Raw genomic sequence first — 25663 nt, 5'->3', positions numbered from 1 at the left:
ACATTGTAAATATATTCGTTTTTATAAGTTAACAATAACAAGGAGGCTATAATGGCACTTCCAGTAGAGCAACAAACCCAGGTGGGTTCTTATGAAAAAATATTAACCATTGCCAATCGTATATTACATGGTGGGGAAATCACTAAAGAGGAAGCCATCGATTTAATCCATACATCCGATGAAGATACCATGATTTTATTGGCTATGGCAGATAAAATAAAACAACATTTCAATGACAATTCCGTCGATATTTGCGCAATCGTAAATGCTCGTTCTGGTAAATGTCCTGAAAACTGTAAATTCTGTGCACAGTCGGCACACCACAATACAGGCGTTCAAGAATATCCATTTATGGATGATGAATCGATTTTAGATGCTGCTAGAAAAGCAAAAGAAGCTGGTGCTATTCGCTTCTCTATCGTTACAAGCGGTCGCAACACTTCCAACCCTAATGAATTCAACCAAATCTTACGCGTATTAAAAGAAATTCGCGAAAAAATTGGTTTAGAAATTTGTTGTTCCCTTGGTTTGTTAACCTATGAACAAGCTCTTCAATTAAAAGAAGTTGGTGTTACTCGCTATCATTCCAATATCGAAACTGCACCAAGTCATTTCCCTGACATCTGCTCCACACATTCCTATGAGGACAAGATGTCTACCATAGAAAATGCCAAAAAAGCCGGCATTCGCGTTTGCTCTGGCGGTATCTTAGGTCTAAACGAAACGCTAGAACAACGCGTAGAAATGGCGTTTGAACTTAAACGCCTTAACATTGATTCCATCCCATTAAACATATTAAATCCGATTAAGGGTACTCCATTCGAACATAACAAAGCGTTAAAACCGATGGAAATTTTACGTACCTTCGCTGTATTCCGCTTCATTTTACCTCATGCATTAATTCGTACCGCTGGCGGTCGAGAAGTAAATCTACGTGATTTACAATCGTACGCACTAAAAGGTGGTCTTAATGGCATCATGGTAGGCGGTTACTTAACAACCGGCGGTAGATCCCCGCAAGACGATTTACAAATGATTAATGATTTGGAATTAACCCGTACAGCCGCTCAGCTATAAACTAACGGTTGTTTCCAATCACTAGTGGATATCTTAAATTTTACCTATCTACAAAGTCTGTAACACCCCTGCGTGTTTACAATACATTTACACACAAAAAATACCTAGCTAGTTGCTGTCTAGCTAGGTATTTTTATATTTAATTTTTTAAATTTATATCTAAAATATTAAATTCAAACTATTTATTGCCATAACAATCTATAGATGGCTTGGCCATTCGTATTGCCTTCAATCGGTTCAGGATCTTTATCATAATCAACATTATCATATTGAGTGCCGTTTGGCATATACGCATCTACCTCTAGAATTTCCATGGTCCGATTATAACGGCTAATATATACCTTATAGCGAAGTTCATCGCCACCTGGTTCATTAACTTTTAGCCAAAGAACAGCATCATAATCGCTTTTTTGAACACTATCATTATCTATAAACAATTGATTACCTTTGTCATCAGGACTTACATAATACCAATCAGTCGCTTGTGCCGTATTCGAATATGTTATGAGGCAAAAAAAGGCCATCAAAGCTATAAGCAACTTCATAGTGGCCCCCTTTCTAACCCAACAACAAAAGTCTTATAACTAGAACGATTTTTTTAAATATTTTTAAAAAAAATAAAGAGAAGATATTATCCTCCTCTATTATCATATCAAGAAGTATGGCATTTATCAACATTTAATAAACGAATTTTACATTTCATCTAAATTTCATAAAATATTTTTTAGAAGTTCATTTTACCTTCATAGTATTTACTTATAATTACCATATCAAATGATAATTATAAGTAAATATTCCCTGATTACTTAATGTATTTATCTCCCGACAAGTAATACTAACCCCAAACCTACTACTTGTTTAAATACATAGGTCATTTGATGTTAATACTAACACTCCCCTTACATGAAAAAGGACTCCAGCAGGAGTCCTTTTTTCGTTGTTAAACCCATACACTTATGCAAAAAGCTGCCCTAGGGCAGCTTTTTATTTTGTAGTTCACGACCTAAATCGGATGGTACAGGTGCAATGACTGTCACCTGCTCAGATTGTCCATATGGTATAAATATCAACGAATAGGCATGTAAGGCCTGTCTCGTATACGGTTTATTCCGCATACCATACATGGCATCGCCAATGATAGGGTGACCAATATGAGCCATATGAACGCGAATTTGATGAGTTCGTCCGGTTAGCAATGTAAACTCTAACAACGATTGTACATCATCATATTCAATCACATGATATTCGGTTACAGCATCTTGACCAAATTCATCAACACAACGGCGATTATCAAATACCGGATCCACACCGATAGGTTCATTCACCACACCATCAGATGTAATCTTTCCTTCTACGAGACCGCGATAGACACGATGAATTCGACCTTCTTGTAGCTGTTTAGTGTAATATTGTTCTGCCTCACGGGTTTTGCCAAACATAATAACACCTGTTGTATCTCGATCCAAGCGATGAACAGGCCGAATTTTATGAACTTCGCCGCGTTTAGCATAATAGCCAGCCACCAGATTACTCAATGTATGATATTTCGTTTGACCTGCTGGATGAACTAGCATAAATGGAGGCTTATACACCACAAGTGTGTGTCCATCCTCATAGAGAACCTCTATAGGTCCTTTTTCAACCTCTACACCATAATCCTTATCTTGTGGTAACTCAATAGTAATAACATCCCCTTTTCTTAGCATACGCTTGGAATGAGCAACGCGGCTATTTACCTTCACCCGTTTCTTACGGAATATCATCTGCACATTTCGAGAGGATAAAGAAAATCGCTCTTTTACATAAGCAGATACTGTTGTATCTACCTCTTCTTTTACTGTATATGTTCTCCAGCTCATATTACCACCATTCGTTGATATATGTATTTTCTTTAGGATATACCATATCTAGATAATCAATCCAATGAGATTCGCCTTGTAATTTACCTTCAAACACAAGATCTTTAGCTGATACAGCCCCCATCAACAGGACTGTTAGACCGCCAATGTCTATAGTGATATCGATTTCATCCACAGATTCAGCAGAAACGCGTTTTACGTTAGGTAAAGTGCTTTCACCTAGGGTAAGGGCAAATACGCCATTATTCCAATCGCATAATGTATCGGTAACCTTAATGTTTAGGGTAATTGGCATCATAACGGCTTCTGGATTAACAGGTACCGTAGTCAACGCTGTTTCTACGTCTACGATACGCGCCATCATATACGGCATCGTTGTATGACCTGTTTTTCCATCAGGAACAAATCTATAACCCGTATCATGTAACCCTTCATTCCAGCGAATGCTTTCACCTTGAGAACGATGGTTATAAAAATAATTAAGCAAACCACGTTGAGCACGACGCGTTGTATATACAAATTCTGTAACAGGAATTTCAGGAGCCCCTAAACGATAGACGGCGTAACCTTCGATTTGACCTTCATCGTTTTTCACGACCGCAATGTTCACACCTTCAGCAAAGAAACTGCCTAATAGACGTTTCCATTCCTTCTCACCCCGTTCCGCATAGCCACATAAATCCTTCGTATAGGCTTTGTAAACAGGATCAAGCAATGTCCATTGCTCTACATCATTTAGCAATCCAAAGGATAAGGTTTTATCCGTCAAAGGACGCAAACTCTCTAATGGCATGGTCTGTACCCATTGATGAGCGTACAAATCCCAGCCATATTGTTGGTAAAATCCCGCTTTAGAAGGCATTAAAATGGTAATGCCTTGACCACGACGACGCAATTCTTCCAAGGAGTGCAACAATAATGCACCACCTACGCCACCACGACGTGCGGCTGGATGAGTGGCAACACCAACCATGTAGCTAGTAGGTAAGATAGCGCCACGCACATTGATGTTATATTGACGCAAATGAACAGTGGAGAGCAATTGACCTTCTTGGATACCTACGATAGTATTCTCCGGTTCATAACAGTTAGAAAAATAATATTGAAAGAACGGATCTTCTTTTGGTTCAAAGCAATACGCCCATAGCGCTTCAACTTGAGGGGTGTCTTGTGATGTAGCAATTCTAAAATCCATACGATTTCCTTTCTATCCTAAATAGCTCTAGAGCCATATATTTCATATTGTAGAATGTATTTCACACACTCTACCCTTTATTATAACGGAAAAGAGTGGCACCATACAGTACCACTCTCACATTCATTATTAAATTGACCTGATTATTTACCGCCCGTTGCATTATCTGCTTCATTAGCATATACAGCATCATATTTTTCTGCGAAATGATCAGGATTATAAGATTCCTTCGCTTGACGAAGACCAGGCAAGCCCATATCTTCTTCACGATTGATAAACTCTACATTGCTAAATTCATGGCGGATGAATTCATTATTAATTGCTTGATACAAACCGCGAATATCCGGATTGGCTTTTTCGATGTGAATTAAAGCCATTCTATCATTCATTAATTCGCCGATACTGAAAGCCTCTACGCGTCCAAACAACTTAATAGCGCCGCCTTTTAAGCCCAAGACATCCCAATGATCAAAGAGTAAATTAATAGCCACTAATTCATCTTCAATACCTTCTTCGTGATGAGTTTCCACCCAAGACGCTGCTGTCTCACGGCATAACGGAATGATGTCTTCTGTAATTGGCACATATTCATAGTTGGAATATTGCATACGGAATTGATTCAAGTGATTTTTCTTTTGACGGAATTTCTTACCAGACAAATTGATAAGATCTTCAGACTTATAAATATATTCGTAGTTATCACGGTCAGGTGTGAATACGTAACGGCCTGGGCATAATTCCTCCATCCGTTCTTTCACAACCTTGCTAACACCTTTGAAAATGAATGGTAATTTATTTTCTACAAACCATTCTTTTGCACGCAATAAACCATCGAGGAACTTCGCATCCTTACCAGCAAATGGAGGTAATAGGAATGGATCGCGCTTACCACCACCTTGGATGTACAATACGCCATTTTCTTCAGCCCAACGAATGCCATAAGCTTCTTGCCACATATACAATGTAGTAAAGCAATTATCCGACGCTTCGTAATGATGTTGTTCAAAATATTTATCGATTAATGGTTTATCTCTTAATTCAAAACGTTTAAATTCTAAAATAATAATCTCCTCCTTTTCAACATTCATGGTTGCTAGTTTCTAGCTACACATAAGATATTTATTGAACCTTCACCTTTTCACCTAGTTCAAAGGTACCCTTGGTTGTAATAACTTGTTCGCCTTCATTGAGGCCTGTCATGATGGACACATATCCATCTTGTTCATCCCCTACTTCAACGACACGTACGTCTACCGTATTATCAGCGGTTAATACATATACATATTTACCATCTTGATTTTCACGTACTGCCGCAGCAGGAACAACGAGCATCTTAGCTTGAGCACTAGATTCGATGGTCAAACTATAAAATTCACCGGCCTTAATAGCTCCTTTTTCGTTGTTGAAAGTAGCCTTAACTAGTACACTTGGTACATTTTCAGGCTGGTTTGTATCTATATAGGTCAACTCACCTGGAATATCTGAATCACCGACATGCAAAGACACTTTAATGCTTGATTTTGCCTCTGGGCTAGCTAATTTCATAGCCGCATCACGAGGAATACTCAATGATGCTACCATAGGCGTCTCTTGTTGTATCAACATAAATGGACGATCTGCAATCGCCATTTGACGATCTTCATTGTAAATAGCAGTCACCACACCGGCTATGGGAGCCGTAATATTAGAGGCTGCTATCTGTGCGGATACTTGAGCAATTTGCGCCTCAATAGCAGCAACACTAGCACCGTTGCCACCACCGCCACCACCAGTTGTGGTTGTCACAGTTTGAGGTCGAGACCGTTCTAGAATACGATTATATTCCTTTTCGGTAATATTACCAGCCTCGCGCATTTGGCGAGCACTTTCAAGCTGAGCACTACTAACCGTAGGCGCCGTCGTTGTCGTCGTTGTTTCAACAGACGGCGTATAAGATTGGGCCGCACTAAGTTGCCCTTGTAGCGATGCTAATTGTTGTTGCAATGCCGACGTATCAATCGTCGCCACCACTTGACCTTGTGTGACCTTATCGCCTACCTTCACAGCATACGTAGCCGCACCTGATACAGCGGGTGTAATAGTGGACTTATTAAGAGCTGTTACATTCGCTTCATTATGAATTTGTAACGGCATATCTTTATAAGTAACATCGGCAACGGATACCGTAGATGTACCACAACCTGCAATCGCACATACAACAATGACCAACAGTGCCATTACAGCACCAAGTCGAAATTTGTTCATACTTTCACCTTATCTCTATCCATTGTATTGATTTTTATCAATACCTTAGTATATCACAAAATCAATAAGAATTGTATGAAAGCTAATTCCCTATATGATTAGATATTACTGGGCAGAAATAATATCTGCTATAATATATATAAACAAGTATACGCATGGAGGTTTCTCATGGAAGAACGTATGGATTTTAGAATTTTAAATAATGGTAGCTTTGTGCCGTCCATCGGATTTGGCACCTACAAAACAGGAACGTCGGAGGAAACGGAGCAAGCTGTAACGAATGCCTTACAGGCTGGATACCGTTTACTCGATACGGCAGCTTATTATGATAACGAAGAAGCCGTCGGCAAGGGCATGAGTGCATCTGGTATTAATCGGTCCGACATCATTGTAACCACAAAAATTTGGCATACCAATGCCGGTTACGATGCTACGATGCGCGCTGTTGAAAGTTCTCTAAAGAAGTTAAATACTAATTATATAGATATCATGCTTATTCACCAACCAATAGGTGATTACTACGGCTCTTGGCGCGCTATGGAGGAATTATACGACCAAAACGTACTACGCGGGTTGGGTCTTTCCAACTTCTACGAAGACCGTTTAATCGACTTGCTATACCACTGTAATGTAAAACCTGTGGTGAACCAAATCGAGTGCCACCCGTTTAACCAACGTCAATCCTTATTACAATTAATGCGTAAGCATCAAGTAGTAGGTATGGCGTGGTCTCCATTTACTCGTGATCGCCAGCCTATATTTGACCACCCTATCATCAAGAGCTTGGCTGAAAAGTACGGCGTTAGTAAACACCAAATTATCTTACGTTGGCATATCCAACGAGGCATCATTCCATTGCCAAAGGCAACAAGCTTAGAGCATATGAAGTCTAACTTTGACGTCTTTGACTTCAAATTATCCATTACAGATATGGATCTCATGGAGCTACTTGATCAAAGAGCGTTTTTGGAAAATCATCATACTGCTGCGGGGCTTGAAAGAATTTTAAAACTAAAATAACTTGCTGAATTGCTTCTAAGAAATCATTCATTGCATTGTAAAGAAATCCCCCTTCCGTCAAGCCTCCACCGGCCAGGTCTGACTCCGCCCTGCGGGCTCCGCAGGGCCAAAGTCGTTTGACGAAAGGGGGATTTCTTCATCACACTATCAGCAAATTCTTCTAAAGAAGCAATTCAAAATCAGTGTCATATCATTTTAAAATTCTTTCAAGCAACAGACAATAGAAAACTTTTCCAAAAACGCTCTTTGATTTAGGGAAATATTAAATATTTTGTACGATAAGCATATACACTATAGTACCTACAGCAATGGATATGAGCATGTTACGTTTCCATAGGTGTAACCCTACTGTAACCAGTAATGCAATTAATTCAGGGATACCATAGGGATATGCTAAAACAACGGTTTCCTTAAAGGTATACACGACGAGCATCCCCATAACGGCAGCAGGTAATGCTTTACCTAAGTAGAGTACAAAATCTGGTGCCTTTTTTCCTGGTGGAAATACGAGGAAGGCACCAAAACGAGTGAGTAATGTACCGGCCACGACAATAGCAACGGTAATGACCATTTCTGTACTAGTCAAGATGAACACCTCCCCATTTGTACGCAATATAGCAAACCACCAGCATACAGCTCATAGATAGAAGCATAAAGAGCGATTTGCCTACCAATAAGAGCATGGCTACCGCCATAGCTGCACCAGCTACACCAAAGGCTCTAATCTTGTTATTTTTCGCATTGAGTAGCATTTCAAGGAATACTACTATAAAGAGACCTGGTAATACAAAATCGATGCCTCGTAAATCTACGGTAGCCAATAGATTGCCAAACAGACCACCTACAAAGGTGCTAAACACCCAGAATACGTAGTTGAGCCAAGACACATGGAAGTAAAACCACTTTTCATCTACATCATCGGGCAATCTTGTAGACATATTGATAGCAAAACTTTCATCACACATCCAAGCAACGGTAGGAAACCACTTCCAACCCATATGAACATATCGTTGTAGCGCAGATAAACCGTAGAAAAAATGACGACCATTAACGAACATAGTTAAAACAAAGGCATTAATAGGATCAAATCCAGCCATCAACATACCTATCGTTACAAACTCCATGGATCCTGCAAAAATGGTTGCTGCCAAAACAGGTGGTGTCCACCAAGGGAACCCTTGGCTCGTAGCATATAAACCAAATCCTAAGCCTATGAAAAAGAAGCTTATGCCCATAGGAATCATAATAGGAAAAGCATAACTAAAAGCTTGACGCCCTTTATGTAATTGTTCCATTAATATATCGCCTTCTTTCATTTACACTAGATTATGATATTCATAAAATGTATATAATACCATCATATTCTCCATACAATGTACAAAGAAAAGACACCTACCAGGTGTCTTTTCTAATATATACACTATTCTACTAATTATAAGGCACGCGTTAAAATTTCGCGAGCCACTTCTGGTGTGACATCACCTTTTTCACCAAGTCGAGTCATACCATGACCTTCTAATTGTTTTACAATTTTATCAACTGCTTCTTCGCCTAGACCATAGTCTTTTAAATGCGTTGATACGCCAAGAGACTCGAAGAATTCACGCGTTTTAGCGATAGCCTTATCTGCTTTTTCTTCTGTTGTACCTTCTGTGATATGCCATACGCGCGTAGCATATTGTGCCAATTTTTCAAGCTTGTCTGCTTTTTTCACTTCTAACAATGCAGGCAATACGATAGCTAATGTAATCCCATGGTCAAGATGGTATGCAGCAGTCAATTCATGACCGATAAGATGTGTGGCCCAGTCTTGTGGCACACCGGCACCAATCAAGCCGTTTAATGCCAAGGTAGAAGCCCACACGTGATTAGCACGAATATCGTAGTTTTCTGGATTTTCTACCGTTTCTTTACCGATTTCAATCATAGTTTTCAAAATGCCTTCGCTGAAACGATCTTGAATACGGCCTTCCACAGGGTATGTTAAATATTGCTCTGTAGTATGTACAAAAGTATCGATGACGCCGTTCTTGACTTGTTTTTCAGGCAATGTGAAAGTCAACGTAGGATCAAGCATGGAAAACTTAGGGAATACTAAGCTACTGAATACAGGGTATTTACCATCACCATAGGTAATAACGGCACCATTGTTCATTTCGGAACCAGTCGCTGGAAGCGTCATAACTGTACCAAATGGTAATGGACTTGGTACCATTTCCACCGGAACCTCTGGTACACCAGCTTTCATAACTTCAATGACAGGTCCATTATAAGTAGCGCCCATAACGATAAGTTTTGTAGCGTCTACTACAGAACCGCCGCCTACAGCGAGAACGAAATCTACTCCATGTTCTTTAATGAAAGCTACTGCACGTTCACACGTTTCAAGGGATGGGTTTGGCTCAATACCGCCGAATTGCTCTACCTTGCGGTTGCCAAGGGCTTTCACAATACGATCAATCAGACCACTGCGCACAGCAGATCCACCGCCGTAAGTAATGAGCACCTTTGCATCCTTTGATACCAATGTATCTAATTCACCTAAACGATCTTTACCAAATACGATATGTGTAGGATTATAAAAATCAAAGTTAAACATAGGGACCTCCTAAGTATTATGTTTGTATTCCACCGCTTTAATTGTATAAAACTTATCTGTATTATATCATATTTCGATTTTTTTAGATATGTCTAGATAACGCTACTTTCAATTACTTAATAACTCTACTTTACAATCATCGTAGGAGCCATAGTTTTAATCTATATCCAACCCTTATATTTTTATCTATATACAAAACCCCATTTACATGATAGGATATATCCATTATATGTATATAGAAAGGGATGTTCACATGAAATTAAAGAAATTTATTGCCCCGCTTCTCGTTGGCGTTTTAGCATTCGCCATCGCAGGCTGTGGCATAAATACAAATCAATCTAGTCAGACACCAAAGGAAATTAAAATCGGTGCTACTGCAGGCCCTCATGCTCAAGTAGCTGAAGCAGTTGCAAAAGAGGCTCAAAAGCAAGGTATCGACCTTAAGGTTGTGGAATTCTCCGATTATGTAACACCAGACAAAGCATTGGCTGATGGAGATATCCAACTCAACGCATACCAACACGTTCCATTTATGGAAAACTTTAACAAACAAAATGGTTCCGACCTTGTAGCTATTGGCAAAACGATTTTAATGCCTATGGGATTGTATAGTAACTCTGTACATAGTGCACAAGATGTACCAAATGGCGCTATCGTAGCTATTCCTAACGATCCAACAAACGGCGGTCGCGGTCTCGCATTACTTGCTAAAGCGGGCCTCATTACATTGAAAGAGGGCGTTGGCTTTAAAGCAACAGTAGCAGATATTACGTCTAACCCTAAAAACCTACAGATTCAAGAACTGGAAGCAGCTCAATTGCCTCGTAGCCTTGACGATGTAGCTGTAGCAGCTATCCCTATGAACTATGTTCAAAGTGCGGGCCTTAACGTAGAAAAACAAGGATTCTTCTTAGAGCCAAAGGATGAACCTTTAGCTGTTATGATACTTGCTGTACGTAGCCAAGACAAAGATAACGAAACATACAAAAAAATTGCAGACATCTACAAATCTGATGCAATCAAACAATTCATCAACGATACTTTCAAAGGTAGCATTACCTCTGCAAACTAACAAAAAGCGATACTCTAACTTTTTTTAGAGTATCGCTTTTATTTTATTCTTTAGTATCAATTACGTTTATTCTTCAGTGTCGAATGTAACATCCAATGGTTGGCGTTCCACAATATTACGGTAACGAACCTTTGGATAGCCCATTAAGATACCACCAGCAATGATTTTATCCTCAGGTACACCTAATAGCTCCAATAATGGTTCATATTCTGCTTCGCCTGCATGTTCAAAGAAGCCTGCCCAACAAGTACCTAATCCTAATGTTGGTGCATACAACTCTGCATAAGACAAGCAAGAATGACCACTATCGTGAGTACGATGAATATCCTTTTTAGAACCGATAGCCACTACTAACGCAGGCGCATCGCGCAAGATGTATTCCTTACCTTTATCCACTTCAGCTTGTGCTGCACGAGCATAAAGACGCATAATGGGCACAGTTTTTGCCGCTAAATGCATCCACTCAAGAACGAGATCTGCAATGCGGCGTAATTTTTGTTTATCACGAATTACGATATATGAAATTCCTTGCGTATTTGTCGCAGTTGGCGCCATACGAGCCACATTCAATACCTTGCGAATCAATTCAGCAGGAACTGGTTTATTTTGATAATTACGAATGGAACGACGGCTGCGCAAGAATAACTCAGCTTGCTCTGGCGTTAATTTTTGTTCTTTTGTGATATCGATTTGCTCTTTACGTGGTGTCATATCACTATCAAGAGCAAGCGTTGGGCATACGGAAATACAATGCCCACAGGAGATACAACCTCCCTTGCCAGTCACAGGCCCATTCTCGGACATCACTAGCAAGCCTGTCGGACAGTCAGCTACGCAAAGGCCGCATCGTGTACAGACTTCTGTATTGACGGTAAATAACATCTGATAAATCCTCCAAACACTACTATAAAGCCTATTATAACACAATCAATCAAGGGTTATCTAGGCAACATATGCTTTTCAAGGTTATTCTCCCTATTTTGATGGGGCCCCATTTCATTTCTACAACCTAGTTAAAAAAGTACGAATATACTTGCTTGCTATGGGACTAATTCATAGCAGGTGTTATAAAAATAAAACTAGGTATTTCTGCAGCGACTTTACGAAGGACGGAGCAAGGAGATACCTAGTTTTATTTTTAATTAAGTTGTCGTAGTGAAACGGGGCCCCATAGCAAACGACATAATATCTGCTCAATTGCTGGGGCCCTATCACAAGCGGAAAGCATATTTACTCAAATGCTTTTACAAGTTCCATATATTGAGTCTTATGAGTCAATCGCCAAGAACCAAAGTCCGCTTCTGGTGCCTCATTAAGTATATTGGCTAACGCCTCCATAAATGCTGGAATTTTTGCAGCTACAATATTCCCAGCCATTTTACCAAAACTTTCAGAACCCATATGTTCTGAACCACCATCTACGATGATGAAAGCAGGTTGTGGTTTCTTATCTACGAGTTTTACAGCACCGTGAAATCCAATTTCCCCAATTTGATGAGTCCCACAAGAATGTGGGCAACCAGAAATATGTACTCGCGGCAATTTTTTCGTATCAATACCTTTTTCTTCAAGATGATCAAAGACAGCCTTTAGCAAGCCATTAGAATCTTGCATTCCGATTTGACAAACTGTAGAGCCCACACAGGATACGGAACGACGAAAATCATCGCGTGCGCTATCATCTGTTAATTCCGCAATTTTTCTAGCTTCGTCAGCAGTCAAATTGATGAAAAACAAGGCTTCATCCGGTGCAATGCGAGCCTCCACTTGGTCTAATGTAACAGCATAATCAAGGGCCGCCAATATATGTTCAACGTTCGCATCGCCACCAATTGGGTGGTATTCTACAAAGTACAGACCTTCTTGTTTTTGACGATGAATACGATGATTTTCTACCGAATCATCGCGCTTGCCCGTCTTCGTAATTTCATAAGCATAATCTGCAGGATTAATGGTCAATTTTTCAACCTCTTTCACCATTGCCAATGTTTCTTCATAGGTTTTGATGAAAGCTTCCGCGCCCCCCATTTCTGCAGGCATATAACGGGTACGTGCTTTGCCGCGATTTTTAAAGTTACCATGGTTTGCAAATACCATGAGCATAGCTTTCACATGATACAAAACATCCTCAGGTTGCACATCACGGGCTACGGGAATACCGATGTGAGGATTAGGACCAATACCACCACACGCATATACATCAAAGGTATGATGTTTTGTTAAATTGAACCCCAGATCCTTAAAGGTAGCATGTGGTGTGCTATCAAATCCATTATCGATACCCATCTTAAATTTACGGGGAATCTTGATATAAAACATTTGCTCCATAAGAAATTCGCTAATGGCTGCCGCATATGGTGAAATGTCAAAGGTCTCGCGAGGATCAATGCCACGTAAGATACTGGCGACTACATTTGGATTATCGCCGCCTGCACCGCGATTATAAATGCCATGTTCATAACATTCCTTGAAGAGTTGTAAAATAGTTTCCCCATCGAGTCCATGCATTTGTAAGCATTGACCGGTTGTGAAATGAATATGTGTAAGATTGTACTTGCGGATAGTATCTGCTAAGAATCGCATTTGTTCTTGTTTGATGCGACCACAATTAAAACGCCAACGGCTCATACCCGTAGCAGCACCACGTTCGGCGTAGCTACCATATGCGCCGGACTGGCCCTTATAATCCGCAATAGACATCTCTTTCTTATAAAACTTGCGTGTCATATCTTCAAACTTTGGATAATCTGCAATTAAACGTTCTTTTACTTCTTCTGTAATCATAGTACTACCTCTTGGCTTATATTTATTAAGCATATATAGAAACTTTTATATGTACATTATACGCTTATGTAATACTTGAAAACGTATCCATAGTCACAATTATGTATATAAATATTTGTATTTTGATATTACAAAATGTAATAATAATTATTTTCGATTTCACCGAAGAAGGGTATACATTCAATTGCATTACAATCTATGCATTCTACTACAACACATAGTCCAACTACGCAAAAAGCAGCAGACCTAATGTCTGCTGCTTTCACAATCAATATGATTATTTAACTATTATTCCTCACCTTGTGTAGGATTGTTATACGCATCTTTATCAATGGTACCCATAATTTTATCTACCACAAGTGCATTTGTTAAGGAACCGGATACGTTCAAGCATGTACGTCCCATGTCGATTAATGGATCGATAGCAAGGATTGGGCTGATGGATGTAAAGTATGCACCAAGACCAGTACCACTAAGGGATACGGATGCAGCCATTGTAGCAGTACCTGGAACACCTGCAATACCAACGGAACCAATAGCGATAACGATAACGCTCATGATGTACATTGTCAAGTCAAATGGAATACCCGCTACATTAGAAATGTAAACTACCACAAGAGCTGGGAATACGCCGGCACAACCTTGCATGCCTGCAGTAGTACCAAAGGATGCTACTGTATTAGCAGTTGTAGCATTTACGCCAAGACGTTTTGTCAATGTTTCAACAGTCAATGGCAATACGCCCATAGAGGAACGGGATGTGAAGGCCAACAGTAATGGAGCCTTCGCTTTTTTAAAGTATGTAATCGGGTTGTAACCAAAGCTAGCAATTAAGATAGCTTGAACGACGAACATGATCAAAAGACCTACGTAAAGCAATACTACGAAAAGTCCCATATCGAGGATAGCTTGCAAGCCACGTGTCGCCAATGTAGATGCCAATAAAGCAACTACGCCGTATGGCATAAGGCCAATAATGAAATCGGCAACCCAGGAAATCAATTGATGAAGCTCATCAAATAACTTTGTAAAGATTTCCATGTTATTGGTGCCCGTTTGTTTTAAGAGACGGGCTACGCTGCCCAAGATGATGGCAAATACTACGATGCCAATAACATTTGTTTCTGCAGCAGCTTGAATAGGATTGCTAGGAATCAAAGCACGGAATGTATCCACCATCGGTTTGATTTCACGGATTTTTTTACCGGACTCAACGATATCAAAACCTTGACCTAATCCAAAAGCATTACCGAGGATAAGGCCTACGATAGCGGCTACAGCCACCATGCCGAGGTTAGTGGACACCATGGCAACCACTAACTTCTTAAGATTAGCCCCTGCCTCCATGTGTAAAATAACATGGACGATGGAGATAAATACGATAGGAATAACAAGCATGCGGATTAAGTCGATGAACCCACCACCCACAAGGGAGAACCACTTCGTACTTTCCTTGATGTAGACCACCTTAGACGGATCATCAGGAAAACCAGCAATAACTTGAATTGCTACGCCTAATACGGCACCAATAATAGTACCAATAATAACAAGATTACCAAAGGATGTACCCTTACGTTGCAATACATAAATACCGATTAAGGCAAGTACAAACACTGCGATAATACCAATACTCAATGAATTGCTTAGCATGAGGTAATCCGTAAAGAATGGAATATTCATAATACACCTCGTTTAATTCATATTAAAATAATAGGTTATGAACTTAGTATAGCATATATCGAAAATTTTACAAGTAAAACAATACGAATTTTATGAGTTTATCTATGCAGAATCCGCAAGCTCCATAAACATGTTAATTTCCATCGCTCTACAGGAGCCTATACGGTTCTAAGAGAGCTCTACACCATAATAGAAATCAACACATATAAAAAAGGTGACCTTCCTAAGGAAGATCACCTTTAAAGTGATTCAGTTATAGCTATACGTAGTTAATGTATTAGCGCTTAACCAAAACGTAAGTTACTTGGATAGGACCATGAGCACCATCTACAGTAACGAGCTCGATATCAGCCGTACGAGACGGACCGGAAATCAAGCAGATATTTGTAGGGAAATTAGCTGGATCATTGTGGTAACGTTCCGCCAAATGTTCCATTGTTTGTGTCATGCGTGGGTTGATTGTATCAGTGTACAATACAGCAATGTGAGTTGTAGGCAACAAGCTGATAGCACGACCAGATTCTTCGCCAGATGCTTGTACTACAGTAGCTGTTTCAGCAATACCGCAGTATGGGAATGTAATACCAATATCTGCATTTGCAGTATTAGAAATACATTCTTCACGGCCTTTAGCTGGGTCCCATTGGAAGTATGTACGAGTGCCGCCATTTTTAGCTGCATCTTGTTCGAATAATTCTTTTAATTTATATTCGTCTACTTCAGGAGTGCTTGGGAATACAATCTTACCATTGCCCCAGTCTTCGATAGCTGCCAAAATTGTTTCACCTAATTTATCAGGTGTAGTTTCAACGAATTTTGTACCAACACGTTGACATTGTTCCTTAAACATTGTCAAAATTTGATCTTTATTCAAATCTTTGAACATAGTTTCTTGAGGACCATGGCTGTAATCAAAATCCTCTACATATGCAGGGCACATTTCTTGATCACGGCCTAATGCACGAGATAAACGTGCAATAAATTGTTTACGTTTAGCTTCATCCATTATTTTTTCTCCTTCTTCTTCTTGTTCTTTTCATGTTCAGCATATAAATCGCGGAATTTCTTGAATTTCAAGGAACCCAATTCTTTAGACTTAGTCCAGCCATTCATTACAGGCACAGCTTGAGTCCATGCAGGCATATTACCTTCTTTATTACTAATCAAGTTCATGCCGATAGCACCAGCTTTTGTACCAAGGTCGAATAATGTAGCATTACCGAACATCTTAGCAGCTGCTGTGAAGATTGCTTCTTCTGCTTTTGGACGAGTTTTTTCAATGTCTGCCATGATGTGACGATGTTCCATCAATAATTCATGCAATGGAATTGCAACTGGACAGTTTTCTGTACATGCGCCGCACAATGTAGAAGCATATGGAAGATCGCCTGCTACTTCGTAACCTTTGAACAATGGAGTCAATACAGCACCCATTGGGCCTGGATATACAGATCCGTAACCGTGACCAGAGATGTGACGGTATACAGGACAGATATTCATACATGCACCACAACGGATACAACGTAGCATTTCTTGGAATGTACCACCTAAGATACCGGAACGACCGTTATCAATGATGATGATATGAGTTTCTTCAGGACCATCAGCTTCACCTTTACGACCAGGACCAGTCATCATGGAGAAGTAGTTGGAAATTTTAGCACCTACTGCAGAGCGGTTCAACATTTCCATCATAACGTCAAGAGCTTTAAAGTCAGGAACGATACGTTCTGTACCTAAGAAGATCAATTGAGTCTTAGGAATGGAACTAGACATACGACCGTTACCTTCGTTAGAAACGATTGTACATGTACCGGATGCAGCAACGGCAAAGTTACAGCCGTTAACACCTACATCTGCTTTCAAGAAGCGTTCGCGTACATAACCACGTACGAAATGCGTCATTTCTGTAGGGTTTTCAGTACCTGTATAACCTAATTTTTCTGCGAAAATTTCGCGGATTTTATTACGTTCAAAGTGAAGGCCTGGTACAACGATGTGAGATGGAGGGCTCACTGCTGTTTGCAAAATGAATTCGGCCAAGTCAGTTTCGTTTACTTCGATACCAGCTTCTTCAAGAACTTCGTTCAAACCAATTTCTTCTGTTAAAATAGTTTTGGATTTAACGATCATTTTAGCTTCGCGTTCACGAAGAATATCTAAAGCGATTTGAGTCGCTTCTTTATCGTCAAATGCAAAGTGAACTTTAGAACCAGCTTTTTCAGCGTTTTCAGCGAATTGGTTTACATAGTAGTCCAAATTGTTGAGTACGTGATCGCGTAGTTTAGCTGCTTCTGCGCGGAAATCTAACCATTCAGGAACGTCCGCAACTACTGTATTACGTTTATCATAAAACACGTCTTGTGCTTTTTTGATAGCTGCAACTTTGAAATCGTCAGCCAAACATTCATTTATACGTGTTTTATAGGGGCGATTGTCATATATAAGTGCCATGTCGTCTCCTCCTTAGCGGCAGTTTAAGATTTCAGCAATATGCATTACTTTGATACGGCGATCGATTTCACCATCTTTATGAAGACGGTCAAGCATACCTGCAATATTCATCAAGCAAGCTTGGTCGGAACCGGAAATTACGTTAGCACCAGTGCTAGCGATTTCCAAAGCTTTTTCGCGTGTCATTACTTCGCTGATTTCTGGGTTTTTAACGGAGAATGTACCGCCGAAACCACAGCAACGGTCTGCACGAGGTAATTCGATCAACTTAAGGTCTTTTACATTGCGAAGGAGTTTGAAAGGTGGTTCTTTTACACCCATCAAGCGAGTTACGTGGCAAGATGTATGGTATGTAACAGTTTCGTCAAAGCGTGCGCCAACATCTTCTACACCCAATACATCGGTAATGAATTCAGTGAATTCATAAATTTTTCCGCTCAATTTTTCTGCGCGTTGTTGCCATTCAGGTTGACCTTCCAAGAAGTGTTGGTATTCATCGCGAATAGCAAAGGCACAGGAGCCAGACATGCTGACTACATAGTCAGCGTTTTCGAAGCATTCGATTGTATTCTTAATAGCATCCATAGCCGCATCATTGTAACCGGAGTTAGTGAACATTTGTCCACAGCATACTTGTTTCTTAGGCACTACAAGGTCGCAACCTAGTCTCTCAAGTACTTCTACACCAGCCATGCCAACATGAGGGTAGAACATATCAATCAAACACTGTTGGAAAAGATGAATTTTCATATTTTCGTCCTCAACTTTTCTAGTACTTAACTCAAAAAAAATTTTGATATGTATCCATTTAGGTCGATAAAATTTCACAAATTATCAGCCTATACAATAAATTGACGATCTTTAAAGTGTTATATTTAAAGAACATTTCGATATAATTATAAATAAGGGTACCATAAATGTCCAAGCAATTGCTATATTCGTATTTAGGGTTGTATAAATCATATCCTTATGACTAAAAGTAATAATCAAAATTGATTTTTATCACACTCACGTACTGCTTTATAAATTTTTTCTATAACTCCCGTGTTTTCTTTATTTGCAAATGTTTATCAAGTAGATATTTTTTAGTCCCAAAATTGCACCATTCTCATTTGCTATAATGAAAATGTAACTTTCACCATTATTCATCTAATTTTTATCCTTATATATTACATTTTCTTATAGTAGTGGTTATTTCATAAAAGTGCTATAATTTATGTATATAAACGTAATTTGAAAGGAGCTTTCTCATGAAACTCAATAAATTGTCCTTATCTCTAGCGATTACATTGGCGCTAGGATCTACATTCGGCATGGCTCATGCAGAAACTACAACAACTACGAAAACACCAGTTGTAACGAATGCAAAAGCATCTGCACATACTACAACTGCTGCAAAAACAACTGCTAAGACAACACATGCAAAAACAACTGCTGCGAAAACTACACCAGCAGCGACAGCTAAATCTACTACAACTACAGATAAAACTACAACAACTGCAAAAGTAACACAAAAATCTGAGGCTCCTGCAAAGGCTAAAGAAACATTGCCAGCTGGCGTATACCCAGATACAAAAGATAACTGGGCTCGCGATGCTATCCAAGCAATGACAGAGGCTGGCTACTTATCCGGCTATGCAGATAACACATTCCGCCCTGGTAAAAGTATTACTCGTGAACAAGCAGCAGCCATTTACGGCAAAGTGTTGCAACACAATATGAACGAGCAAGAACTTGCTGACTTAGTAACAAAAGAAAATGGCGTTTCCTATTCCGATGTTGAAAGCGACCGTTGGTCCAACACAGCTATTAAATTAGTTGGTGCTGCTGGCGTTATGGAAGGTACAACAAAATCTACATTTGCCCCTGCTAAAGCAATGGACCGCGAAGAATTCGTTGCTTCCGCAGCTAATTTAGTAAAGAAAATAAAACCTGATGCACCTGTAAAATCCGAAAAGGTTACATTCAAAGACAGTGCTAGCATTTCCAAAGCATATGTAGCGGATATCGAATACATGGCACAACGCGGCTATGTAGCATCCGGTGCAACAACTGCTTTCAACCCAACACAACCTGTAACACGTGCACAAGCGGCAACAATCTTAAACCGCATCTTAAACGGTGAAACAGCCCCTACTACTAGCAAGGCTACCACTATTAAAGAAGATGCCAAGCAAGACACTGAAAAGGTTGAAAACAAAACAAAAACCGTTGAAAAAGAAGTCGCTAAAGACGTAAAAGCGGATGCTAAGAAAGTAGATACTGCTGCAAAGGCAGATGCAAAAAAAGCTGATGCTGCTGTGAAATCTGATGCTAAAAAAGTTGATGCTGATGCGAAAAAGGTAGAAAAAGAAGCTAAAGCTAAAAAATCTGACAAGGTTTCTGAGTCTAAAGCAGAACAATCTCCACGCATCGTTCGACCTGTACGTCGCAGCACATTAAAACCACTCGATCAAAAACAACAAGAAACATTGGAAAACAATGTATTCACTCAACTCAACAAAACATATAAAACACCAGAGGCGTTCCAAGACTATGGTGTTATGTACTGGAGAGACAATCAATTGCACGTAGCTTTGAAATCTAATTCCGATTTGGATACAGTAAAAGCTAATTTGGCAAGCCAAGGTAATTCTACTATCAACAACTATGTAGTAGTTGAACCATCTCAATACAGCCAAACTGAATACGATGTTATCGAATCTAATTTCCGTAACTACTACAGCAAAAACGAAAAAGGTGGCAATATTATCGCCGTATTCCCAGACGTTGAAAACAATCAATTATACGCTGTAGTTAGCACTGCAAGCAAAGAAACACAACAAGGTATTTCCAAGGTATTTGGTTCCAAAGTTAAAATGACTGTAAAACGCTAATAGCGACAAAACTCCGATATACTTTAGTCCTTAAGGGGACTTCAAAAACAGCGTTATCTAACGCTGTTTTTGATATATTTACCACATGATTAAGAAGGATATGTATGCAACAGGTATCAACACACACATTACGGGCTCTCATCCTGTCCGCTTTACTTACTACATCCGGTATGGCATTTGCCGCTACACCGGCACAAACACCAAACGCTAATCCAGCGCAACATACTGTAACAACAACGGCAACAGTTCAAGATACAACAGCTACTGAACAAAACAAAACTGCTGTACCTGCTAATACTGTTGTCAACCAACAACTTCGCTCCGGCGTTGTTACGTCTCCAAAGGATATCCAAGATGTGCGACCATACATCTTCTCCGATGTACCAAGTGATTTTTGGGCTTCTAAATCAATTAGTGCCGTAGCAAAGGCTAAATTGATGAAAGGCTATGCGGATGGCACATTCCGTCCTAATCAACCAATGACACGCGAAGAAGTGGCCTCCCTATTCAATAACATTACCGATGATGGCCAAGCAGCGTTCATCTCTAGTCACTTTAAAGATATTACATCCGACCGTTGGTCTGCCCTCGCTATTGAATCAGTAGCGCGCAAGAATATCATCTCTGGCTATGGCGACACTACATATAAACCTGAAAAATATATGTCCCGCCAAGAATTTGCTGTGGTAGCAGATAACTACCTACATTATCTAGGCTATACAACAGATGACCCTACTGTACTCGATCAAGTAGCGTATGGGGACCAAAAATTCGTAGCCCCTTGGGCACAAGACGCAGTGCGTGAATTAGCATACTTAGGATTTACCAACTATGCACCAGGCACGATGTTTAACCCAGAAAAATACGTAACCCGTGCAGAGGCGGCTGAAATTTCCTACCGTATGACACAAACACCACAAGCATTGGCATTCCACAATGCGCTCTACCGTCAACAAGTGGAACGAAAAACATCCAATGTCATCAGCCACGCCCTTCACTATGGTCAAGACTTCACACAATTTAGAAACGACGGTGCTCTCTTCTGGAAGGAAGGTAAATTGCACGTTTCTGTAGTGGACAAAAAACACTTTGATACAGTTCATACAGCACTAGCTGATGCTCACGATCCACAACTCGATAATGCATTAATTGTAAGCCAAGGCAAATTGACACAAGCCCAATTAGAAGACCTCCAATCCGATGCATTGGCGCTTTATCAAAATAAAGAACCTCAAGGTAAAATCATTAGTATTTTACCAACAGATGATGCATCTGTATTAGTTATTACGGCTGATTCTGTACAACCTGGAACAGTAAAGGCATTCAAAAAGAAATTTGGTAAGAAGGTAATTGTTCAAACACCGCCTGAGGAAATTCCGACTACGACAATCCAATTCCCATTACCATTAAAACCAACAAAATAATCTGTTAGGCAGCCCTTCGGGGCTGTCTTTTTTTCTCCTATCCCCCCCTAGTCTTCATACAGGACAATACACACAAAAGCCCCTCCGCACATCGCGGAGGGGCTTTTTAGTAAGTATTAAGTTCTATACCACATAAAACAGTCTGTGTACCCTTTTTGGTGCTACGCACCTTGCATTGTTTAACAATACAGACACATATAGTTAGTTTTGTTATTTGGTCACATCATTTTGACGGTCGCGCAAATTGCCAACTGGTACATACACGGTACCAGCACTATGGATTGTATCCACATCTTGTTGAAGAATCATCACTACCGAATAATCTTCAGTTGTGTAGAATTCAGATGGCATTTTGTCGAATGTAGCATTCGCACCAACTGCATCCTTCACTTGTTGATTATTATTGATAGCATTAACGAGTTCCTTCTTATTCAAACCACCAAGATCATACAAGGATAATTGACGACCTGTTGTAGTATTGAATGTAAAGCCTTTTACATAATTTACACCATTTGCATCGCCATCACGCATTGTATAGGTGTGAATCAAAACGCTAAAGATACCATTTTTATCCGTTTTTACATCATAGTACATGATGACATTCGTTTTATTGGATTCTTTTTCGTTCAATTTTTGAGTGTCATTTTGAACCTTGGACACGTATTTCTTAATCGTTGTATTGATGGCTTTTTCAACGATAGGGCTAACAGATTTAACCTCTGGGAATACGAGATTCAAATGATCTGTAGTCGCATCTACAGGAGATACGCCTACCTCTTTACGGTCCATGTAACGGTCTGCATTTGGTGCTACCACTTCGATAGTACCACGATCAGTTTTATTCGCTACGGAACGTAATTTTTTGTTTTGCTCTGGCGTAGCCGTGCTAGAGAGACGATATGTCACATCGTGACGATTATTTTGTGCTACTACAGCACCAGTATCCTTTGTTACAGGAATCGTTTCACTAGCGGCTGCCATAGATGTGAGTGGCAATGCGGCAGCCATCATGATGAGAACAGTCTGTTTTAATTTCATGGTTAACCTCTTACTTTGCTTGTTCTTGCTCTGCTTTCATAGCGAGAGCTTCTGCTTTATCAAATTTGTGAGTTACAACACGACGAACTAGATAGAGTGCAGAGAAGATGAAAGCAAGTAGACCTAACCAACCAGCTGTACTTTCAAATTCAGGACCAACTAATTCAAGTGGAGATTCACCACCACCAGTTGTAACTGACAATACAATAATAACAGCTATGATTACACCAATCAAGCTTTCACCAACAATCAAACCAGACGCAAATAGAACGCCACGACGATTAGATTGTTCTACATCGTATTCAGCCAATTCACCGGCACGCATTTTAGCGCGAGCAATGAGGTAACGACCTACGAAATAGCTCAAGAAAGAACCGATAATAAGAGGTACTTCCAATGTTGGAGGCAAGTAGATACCCATACCAACAGCCAATGGAGGCAATGTTAAGGAAGCAGTTGTGCTCTTAAGAATCAAGTTAACAATGATTGCTACTACGCCAACACCAACGCCGATCAAGATGTAATTCCAATCCATACTAGCATTGAAAATACCTTGAGCGATTGTAGTCATCAATGTTGCTTGTGGAGCAGATAATGCAGCATTTGGATCCATTTCAGCACGAGGCAACGCACCTGTGAAACCATATGCTTGGTATAACAAGTTAAGAACTGGAGCAATCGCAATAGCACCGGCTACGGAACCAAGTAACAATGCAATTTGTTGACGCCAAGGTGTAGCACCAACGAGTTGACCAGTTTTCAAGTCTTGCAAGTTATCGTTAGAGATAGATGCAATAGCAATAACTACGGATGTCATGAAGATAGCCATAGCTGTAGCGAATTGAACGCCTGCTTCGGTAGCAAACAAATTATTTTCAGAAGCGATGAAGTATACCACTAGAGAAGAAATAATAGTCGCCAAGATACCAATACCAGAGATTGGAGATGCAGATGTACCAATAAGACCTGCCATGTAACCACAAGCTGCTGCTACGAAGAAGCCGATTAATAAAGCTACTACAACGCCTACAACAACAAGAGTCCACATCAAGCCTGCACTAATAGGTACAGCGGATACGAAATCCCAGAACGTAATAACCAAACCAATAAGGATGATGGCAAATACGATCAATACAGATTTTGTGCTCATATCTGTATCCATGCGATGTGTTTCGCGTTCAGCAGCGCTGCTGTTCATGGATTTAACGGAAATTTTCATACCTTCGATGATAGGTTTAATCAAGGTAATCAATGTCCAAATTGCTGCGATACCGATAGCACCAGCACCAATAAAGCGAACTTTAGATTTCCAGATACCCATAGCAAATTTTGCAGTTGCACCACCATCTGGAGCAAATACATTAGTCAAGTAAGGTACAAAGCCAGCCCACGCGATGAGAACACCAACAAGGATAGCGATACCAGATGCGATACCGATAAGGTAACCAGCACCTAACAACGCTGTGGAGAAGCCCAATGGAATTTGAGTAATCCCTTTGCTACCTACTGGAAGCCAGAAGCTCATGCTATCGCCAAGAACTTTGAAGCCGTTAGCGCAAAGGCTGATGATACCAGCTACAGCACCACCGGAAACGATGTCTGCCATACCGGAACCAGATTTAGCAACTTCACCACCATTATGAGATCCGACCTTCAAGATTTCGGCTGCTGCACGGCCTTCTGGATATGGTAGGTCACTGTTCACTACCATGGCACGGCGCAATGGAATGGTGAATAACACACCGAGGGAACCACCGCATGCGCAAATCAAGAATGTTTGCCAGAATGGGAACCCTTGCCAATAACCAAGCATTAAAAGACCTGGCAAGATAAAAATAATTGCAGATAAGGTACCAGCTGCAGATGCTTGCGTTTGTACCATGTTGTTTTCAAGAACGTTAGAATCCTTGAAAAAACGTAAAATTGCCATTGAGATAATGGCTGCCGGGATGGATGACGAGAATGTCAAACCGACCTTCAAACCTAAGTATACGTTAGATGCCGTAAATATTAGAGTGATCAATGCACCTAATAACATCCCACGCAACGTAAGTTCCGGCAAGTGAAGGTCATGGCTCATAAAATCATGTTTCATAAGTACTTACCTCCTCTTATAAATTAAATAAAACTAACTATAAGCTATATTCATTTTATCGTGTTAAAGCGATGTTGACAATAAATATAACCATATATGTGCTATGTATACACAAATTTATAGATATAAATCAAATATGTATAAAGGTAATAGCCATGCACGCATTATATCTAATTGGTATTTATTATCATTTTCTATTATATTTTTCCGTTTTTCTGTATATAATAGAGAGGAACCGACGATAAG

The 25663-nt window shown here is 40.0% G+C and carries 21 protein-coding genes; 5 read left to right on the top strand and 16 right to left on the bottom strand.

Going from position 1 to position 25663, the window contains the following annotated elements:
* Window positions 1-51 precede the first annotated feature (51 nt).
* On the top strand, window positions 52-1077 hold the full coding sequence (gene bioB / locus HMPREF1477_RS07305; RefSeq protein WP_009660699.1) for a biotin synthase BioB: 1026 nt from the start codon (window positions 52-54) through the stop codon (window positions 1075-1077).
* Between the two features lie 182 nt (window positions 1078-1259).
* On the opposite strand, the gene HMPREF1477_RS07300 is transcribed toward bioB, so the two are convergent.
* The 5 genes from HMPREF1477_RS07300 to HMPREF1477_RS07280 form a co-directional block, all read right to left on the bottom strand.
* Entirely contained in the window at window positions 1260-1622 is a 363-nt protein-coding gene (locus HMPREF1477_RS07300; protein ID WP_005375251.1) for a hypothetical protein, read from the bottom strand.
* Window positions 1623-2048: 426 nt separating this feature from the next.
* Window positions 2049-2936 (bottom strand): RluA family pseudouridine synthase, encoded by an 888-nt coding sequence (locus HMPREF1477_RS07295; protein ID WP_016476406.1) that lies wholly within the window; start codon window positions 2934-2936, stop codon window positions 2049-2051.
* Window position 2937: 1 nt separating this feature from the next.
* Window positions 2938-4131 carry an enhanced intracellular survival protein Eis gene (gene eis, locus HMPREF1477_RS07290; RefSeq protein ID WP_016476405.1) on the bottom strand — a complete coding sequence of 398 codons (1194 nt, stop codon included), beginning with the start codon at window positions 4129-4131 and terminating at the stop codon, window positions 2938-2940.
* 143 nt (window positions 4132-4274) lie between these two features.
* A complete protein-coding gene (locus tag HMPREF1477_RS07285) occupies window positions 4275-5219 on the bottom strand; it encodes a DUF2156 domain-containing protein (protein ID WP_016476404.1) in 945 nt (314 codons plus the stop codon).
* Window positions 5220-5250: 31 nt separating this feature from the next.
* Window positions 5251-6375: an efflux RND transporter periplasmic adaptor subunit gene (locus HMPREF1477_RS07280; protein WP_016476403.1), complete on the bottom strand. Its 1125-nt coding sequence runs from the start codon at window positions 6373-6375 to the stop codon at window positions 5251-5253.
* A 168-nt stretch (window positions 6376-6543) separates the two neighbouring features.
* Here HMPREF1477_RS07280 and HMPREF1477_RS07275 point away from each other — a divergent pair, with 168 nt between their 5' ends.
* The gene (locus tag HMPREF1477_RS07275; RefSeq protein ID WP_016476402.1) at window positions 6544-7395 is read left to right on the top strand and encodes an aldo/keto reductase; all 852 of its coding nucleotides are present in this window, start codon (window positions 6544-6546) and stop codon (window positions 7393-7395) included.
* 262 nt (window positions 7396-7657) lie between these two features.
* Here HMPREF1477_RS07275 and HMPREF1477_RS07270 read toward each other — a convergent pair whose 3' ends face one another.
* From HMPREF1477_RS07270 to HMPREF1477_RS07260, 3 genes are all read right to left on the bottom strand, one after another.
* Window positions 7658-7981 (bottom strand): branched-chain amino acid transporter permease, encoded by a 324-nt coding sequence (locus HMPREF1477_RS07270; protein WP_009660684.1) that lies wholly within the window; start codon window positions 7979-7981, stop codon window positions 7658-7660.
* Entirely contained in the window at window positions 7974-8690 is a 717-nt protein-coding gene (locus tag HMPREF1477_RS07265) for an AzlC family ABC transporter permease (protein WP_016476401.1), read from the bottom strand. Before HMPREF1477_RS07265 ends, HMPREF1477_RS07270 begins: the two co-directional genes overlap by 8 nt.
* A gap of 137 nt (window positions 8691-8827) precedes the next feature.
* Entirely contained in the window at window positions 8828-9994 is a 1167-nt protein-coding gene (locus HMPREF1477_RS07260) for an iron-containing alcohol dehydrogenase (RefSeq protein ID WP_016476400.1), read from the bottom strand.
* 253 nt (window positions 9995-10247) lie between these two features.
* On the opposite strand from HMPREF1477_RS07260, the gene HMPREF1477_RS07255 reads away from it, so the two are divergent.
* Window positions 10248-11066, top strand: a complete 819-nt coding sequence (locus HMPREF1477_RS07255; protein WP_016476399.1) for a MetQ/NlpA family ABC transporter substrate-binding protein — start codon at window positions 10248-10250, stop codon at window positions 11064-11066.
* Between the two features lie 66 nt (window positions 11067-11132).
* Here the strand turns inward: HMPREF1477_RS07255 and HMPREF1477_RS07250 are convergent, their stop codons facing one another.
* The 6 genes from HMPREF1477_RS07250 to HMPREF1477_RS07225 all read right to left on the bottom strand — a co-directional run bounded on the left by HMPREF1477_RS07250 (window position 11133) and on the right by HMPREF1477_RS07225 (window position 18734).
* Window positions 11133-11948, bottom strand: coding sequence for a nitroreductase family protein (locus HMPREF1477_RS07250; protein WP_016476398.1), 816 nt, complete (start codon window positions 11946-11948; stop codon window positions 11133-11135).
* A 348-nt stretch (window positions 11949-12296) separates the two neighbouring features.
* Complete coding sequence (locus HMPREF1477_RS07245) at window positions 12297-13850, bottom strand: nitrite/sulfite reductase (protein WP_016476397.1); 1554 nt, start codon at window positions 13848-13850, stop codon at window positions 12297-12299.
* 288 nt (window positions 13851-14138) lie between these two features.
* On the bottom strand, window positions 14139-15530 hold the full coding sequence (locus tag HMPREF1477_RS07240) for a cation:dicarboxylate symporter family transporter (RefSeq protein ID WP_005375760.1): 1392 nt from the start codon (window positions 15528-15530) through the stop codon (window positions 14139-14141).
* Between the two features lie 277 nt (window positions 15531-15807).
* A complete protein-coding gene (locus tag HMPREF1477_RS07235; RefSeq protein ID WP_016476396.1) occupies window positions 15808-16536 on the bottom strand; it encodes a lactate utilization protein C in 729 nt (242 codons plus the stop codon).
* On the bottom strand, window positions 16536-17984 hold the full coding sequence (locus HMPREF1477_RS07230; protein WP_016476395.1) for a LutB/LldF family L-lactate oxidation iron-sulfur protein: 1449 nt from the start codon (window positions 17982-17984) through the stop codon (window positions 16536-16538). Before HMPREF1477_RS07230 ends, HMPREF1477_RS07235 begins: the two co-directional genes overlap by 1 nt.
* A 12-nt stretch (window positions 17985-17996) precedes the next feature.
* Window positions 17997-18734 (bottom strand): (Fe-S)-binding protein, encoded by a 738-nt coding sequence (locus HMPREF1477_RS07225; protein WP_005375746.1) that lies wholly within the window; start codon window positions 18732-18734, stop codon window positions 17997-17999.
* Between the two features lie 500 nt (window positions 18735-19234).
* Between HMPREF1477_RS07225 and HMPREF1477_RS07220 the strand changes: the two genes are divergently transcribed.
* Both HMPREF1477_RS07220 and HMPREF1477_RS07215 read left to right on the top strand, forming a co-directional pair.
* Window positions 19235-20860: an S-layer homology domain-containing protein gene (locus HMPREF1477_RS07220; protein ID WP_016476394.1), complete on the top strand. Its 1626-nt coding sequence runs from the start codon at window positions 19235-19237 to the stop codon at window positions 20858-20860.
* A 104-nt stretch (window positions 20861-20964) separates the two neighbouring features.
* Window positions 20965-22284: an S-layer homology domain-containing protein gene (locus tag HMPREF1477_RS07215; RefSeq protein WP_016476393.1), complete on the top strand. Its 1320-nt coding sequence runs from the start codon at window positions 20965-20967 to the stop codon at window positions 22282-22284.
* 210 nt (window positions 22285-22494) lie between these two features.
* On the opposite strand, the gene HMPREF1477_RS07210 is transcribed toward HMPREF1477_RS07215, so the two are convergent.
* Window positions 22495-23322, bottom strand: a complete 828-nt coding sequence (locus HMPREF1477_RS07210; RefSeq protein ID WP_005375770.1) for a hypothetical protein — start codon at window positions 23320-23322, stop codon at window positions 22495-22497.
* A 10-nt stretch (window positions 23323-23332) separates the two neighbouring features.
* The gene (locus HMPREF1477_RS07205; RefSeq protein WP_005375753.1) at window positions 23333-25417 is read right to left on the bottom strand and encodes an OPT family oligopeptide transporter; all 2085 of its coding nucleotides are present in this window, start codon (window positions 25415-25417) and stop codon (window positions 23333-23335) included.
* Window positions 25418-25663 lie beyond the last annotated feature (246 nt).

Source organism: Veillonella sp. HPA0037, from assembly GCF_000411535.1.
GTDB lineage: Bacteria > Bacillota > Negativicutes > Veillonellales > Veillonellaceae > Veillonella > Veillonella atypica.
Note: the sequence above shows the minus strand (reverse complement) of the source record. Positions and strands in the feature narration are given on the sequence as shown.

Coding starts and splice junctions, on each gene's coding strand:
- HMPREF1477_RS07260 (WP_016476400.1), bottom strand. CDS start 9,994: ATGTTTAACTTTGATTTTTATAATCCTACACATATCGTATTTGGTAAA.
- HMPREF1477_RS07235 (WP_016476396.1), bottom strand. CDS start 16,536: ATGGATGAAGCTAAACGTAAACAATTTATTGCACGTTTATCTCGTGCA.
- HMPREF1477_RS07280 (WP_016476403.1), bottom strand. CDS start 6,375: ATGAACAAATTTCGACTTGGTGCTGTAATGGCACTGTTGGTCATTGTT.
- HMPREF1477_RS07245 (WP_016476397.1), bottom strand. CDS start 13,850: ATGATTACAGAAGAAGTAAAAGAACGTTTAATTGCAGATTATCCAAAG.
- HMPREF1477_RS07210 (WP_005375770.1), bottom strand. CDS start 23,322: ATGAAATTAAAACAGACTGTTCTCATCATGATGGCTGCCGCATTGCCA.
- HMPREF1477_RS07205 (WP_005375753.1), bottom strand. CDS start 25,417: ATGAAACATGATTTTATGAGCCATGACCTTCACTTGCCGGAACTTACG.
- eis (WP_016476405.1), bottom strand. CDS start 4,131: ATGGATTTTAGAATTGCTACATCACAAGACACCCCTCAAGTTGAAGCG.
- HMPREF1477_RS07230 (WP_016476395.1), bottom strand. CDS start 17,984: ATGGCACTTATATATGACAATCGCCCCTATAAAACACGTATAAATGAA.
- HMPREF1477_RS07240 (WP_005375760.1), bottom strand. CDS start 15,530: ATGAATATTCCATTCTTTACGGATTACCTCATGCTAAGCAATTCATTG.
- HMPREF1477_RS07225 (WP_005375746.1), bottom strand. CDS start 18,734: ATGAAAATTCATCTTTTCCAACAGTGTTTGATTGATATGTTCTACCCT.
- HMPREF1477_RS07295 (WP_016476406.1), bottom strand. CDS start 2,936: ATGAGCTGGAGAACATATACAGTAAAAGAAGAGGTAGATACAACAGTA.
- HMPREF1477_RS07285 (WP_016476404.1), bottom strand. CDS start 5,219: ATGAATGTTGAAAAGGAGGAGATTATTATTTTAGAATTTAAACGTTTT.
- bioB (WP_009660699.1), top strand. CDS start 52: ATGGCACTTCCAGTAGAGCAACAAACCCAGGTGGGTTCTTATGAAAAA.
- HMPREF1477_RS07215 (WP_016476393.1), top strand. CDS start 20,965: ATGCAACAGGTATCAACACACACATTACGGGCTCTCATCCTGTCCGCT.
- HMPREF1477_RS07220 (WP_016476394.1), top strand. CDS start 19,235: ATGAAACTCAATAAATTGTCCTTATCTCTAGCGATTACATTGGCGCTA.
- HMPREF1477_RS07255 (WP_016476399.1), top strand. CDS start 10,248: ATGAAATTAAAGAAATTTATTGCCCCGCTTCTCGTTGGCGTTTTAGCA.
- HMPREF1477_RS07275 (WP_016476402.1), top strand. CDS start 6,544: ATGGAAGAACGTATGGATTTTAGAATTTTAAATAATGGTAGCTTTGTG.
- HMPREF1477_RS07250 (WP_016476398.1), bottom strand. CDS start 11,948: ATGTTATTTACCGTCAATACAGAAGTCTGTACACGATGCGGCCTTTGC.
- HMPREF1477_RS07300 (WP_005375251.1), bottom strand. CDS start 1,622: ATGAAGTTGCTTATAGCTTTGATGGCCTTTTTTTGCCTCATAACATAT.
- HMPREF1477_RS07265 (WP_016476401.1), bottom strand. CDS start 8,690: ATGGAACAATTACATAAAGGGCGTCAAGCTTTTAGTTATGCTTTTCCT.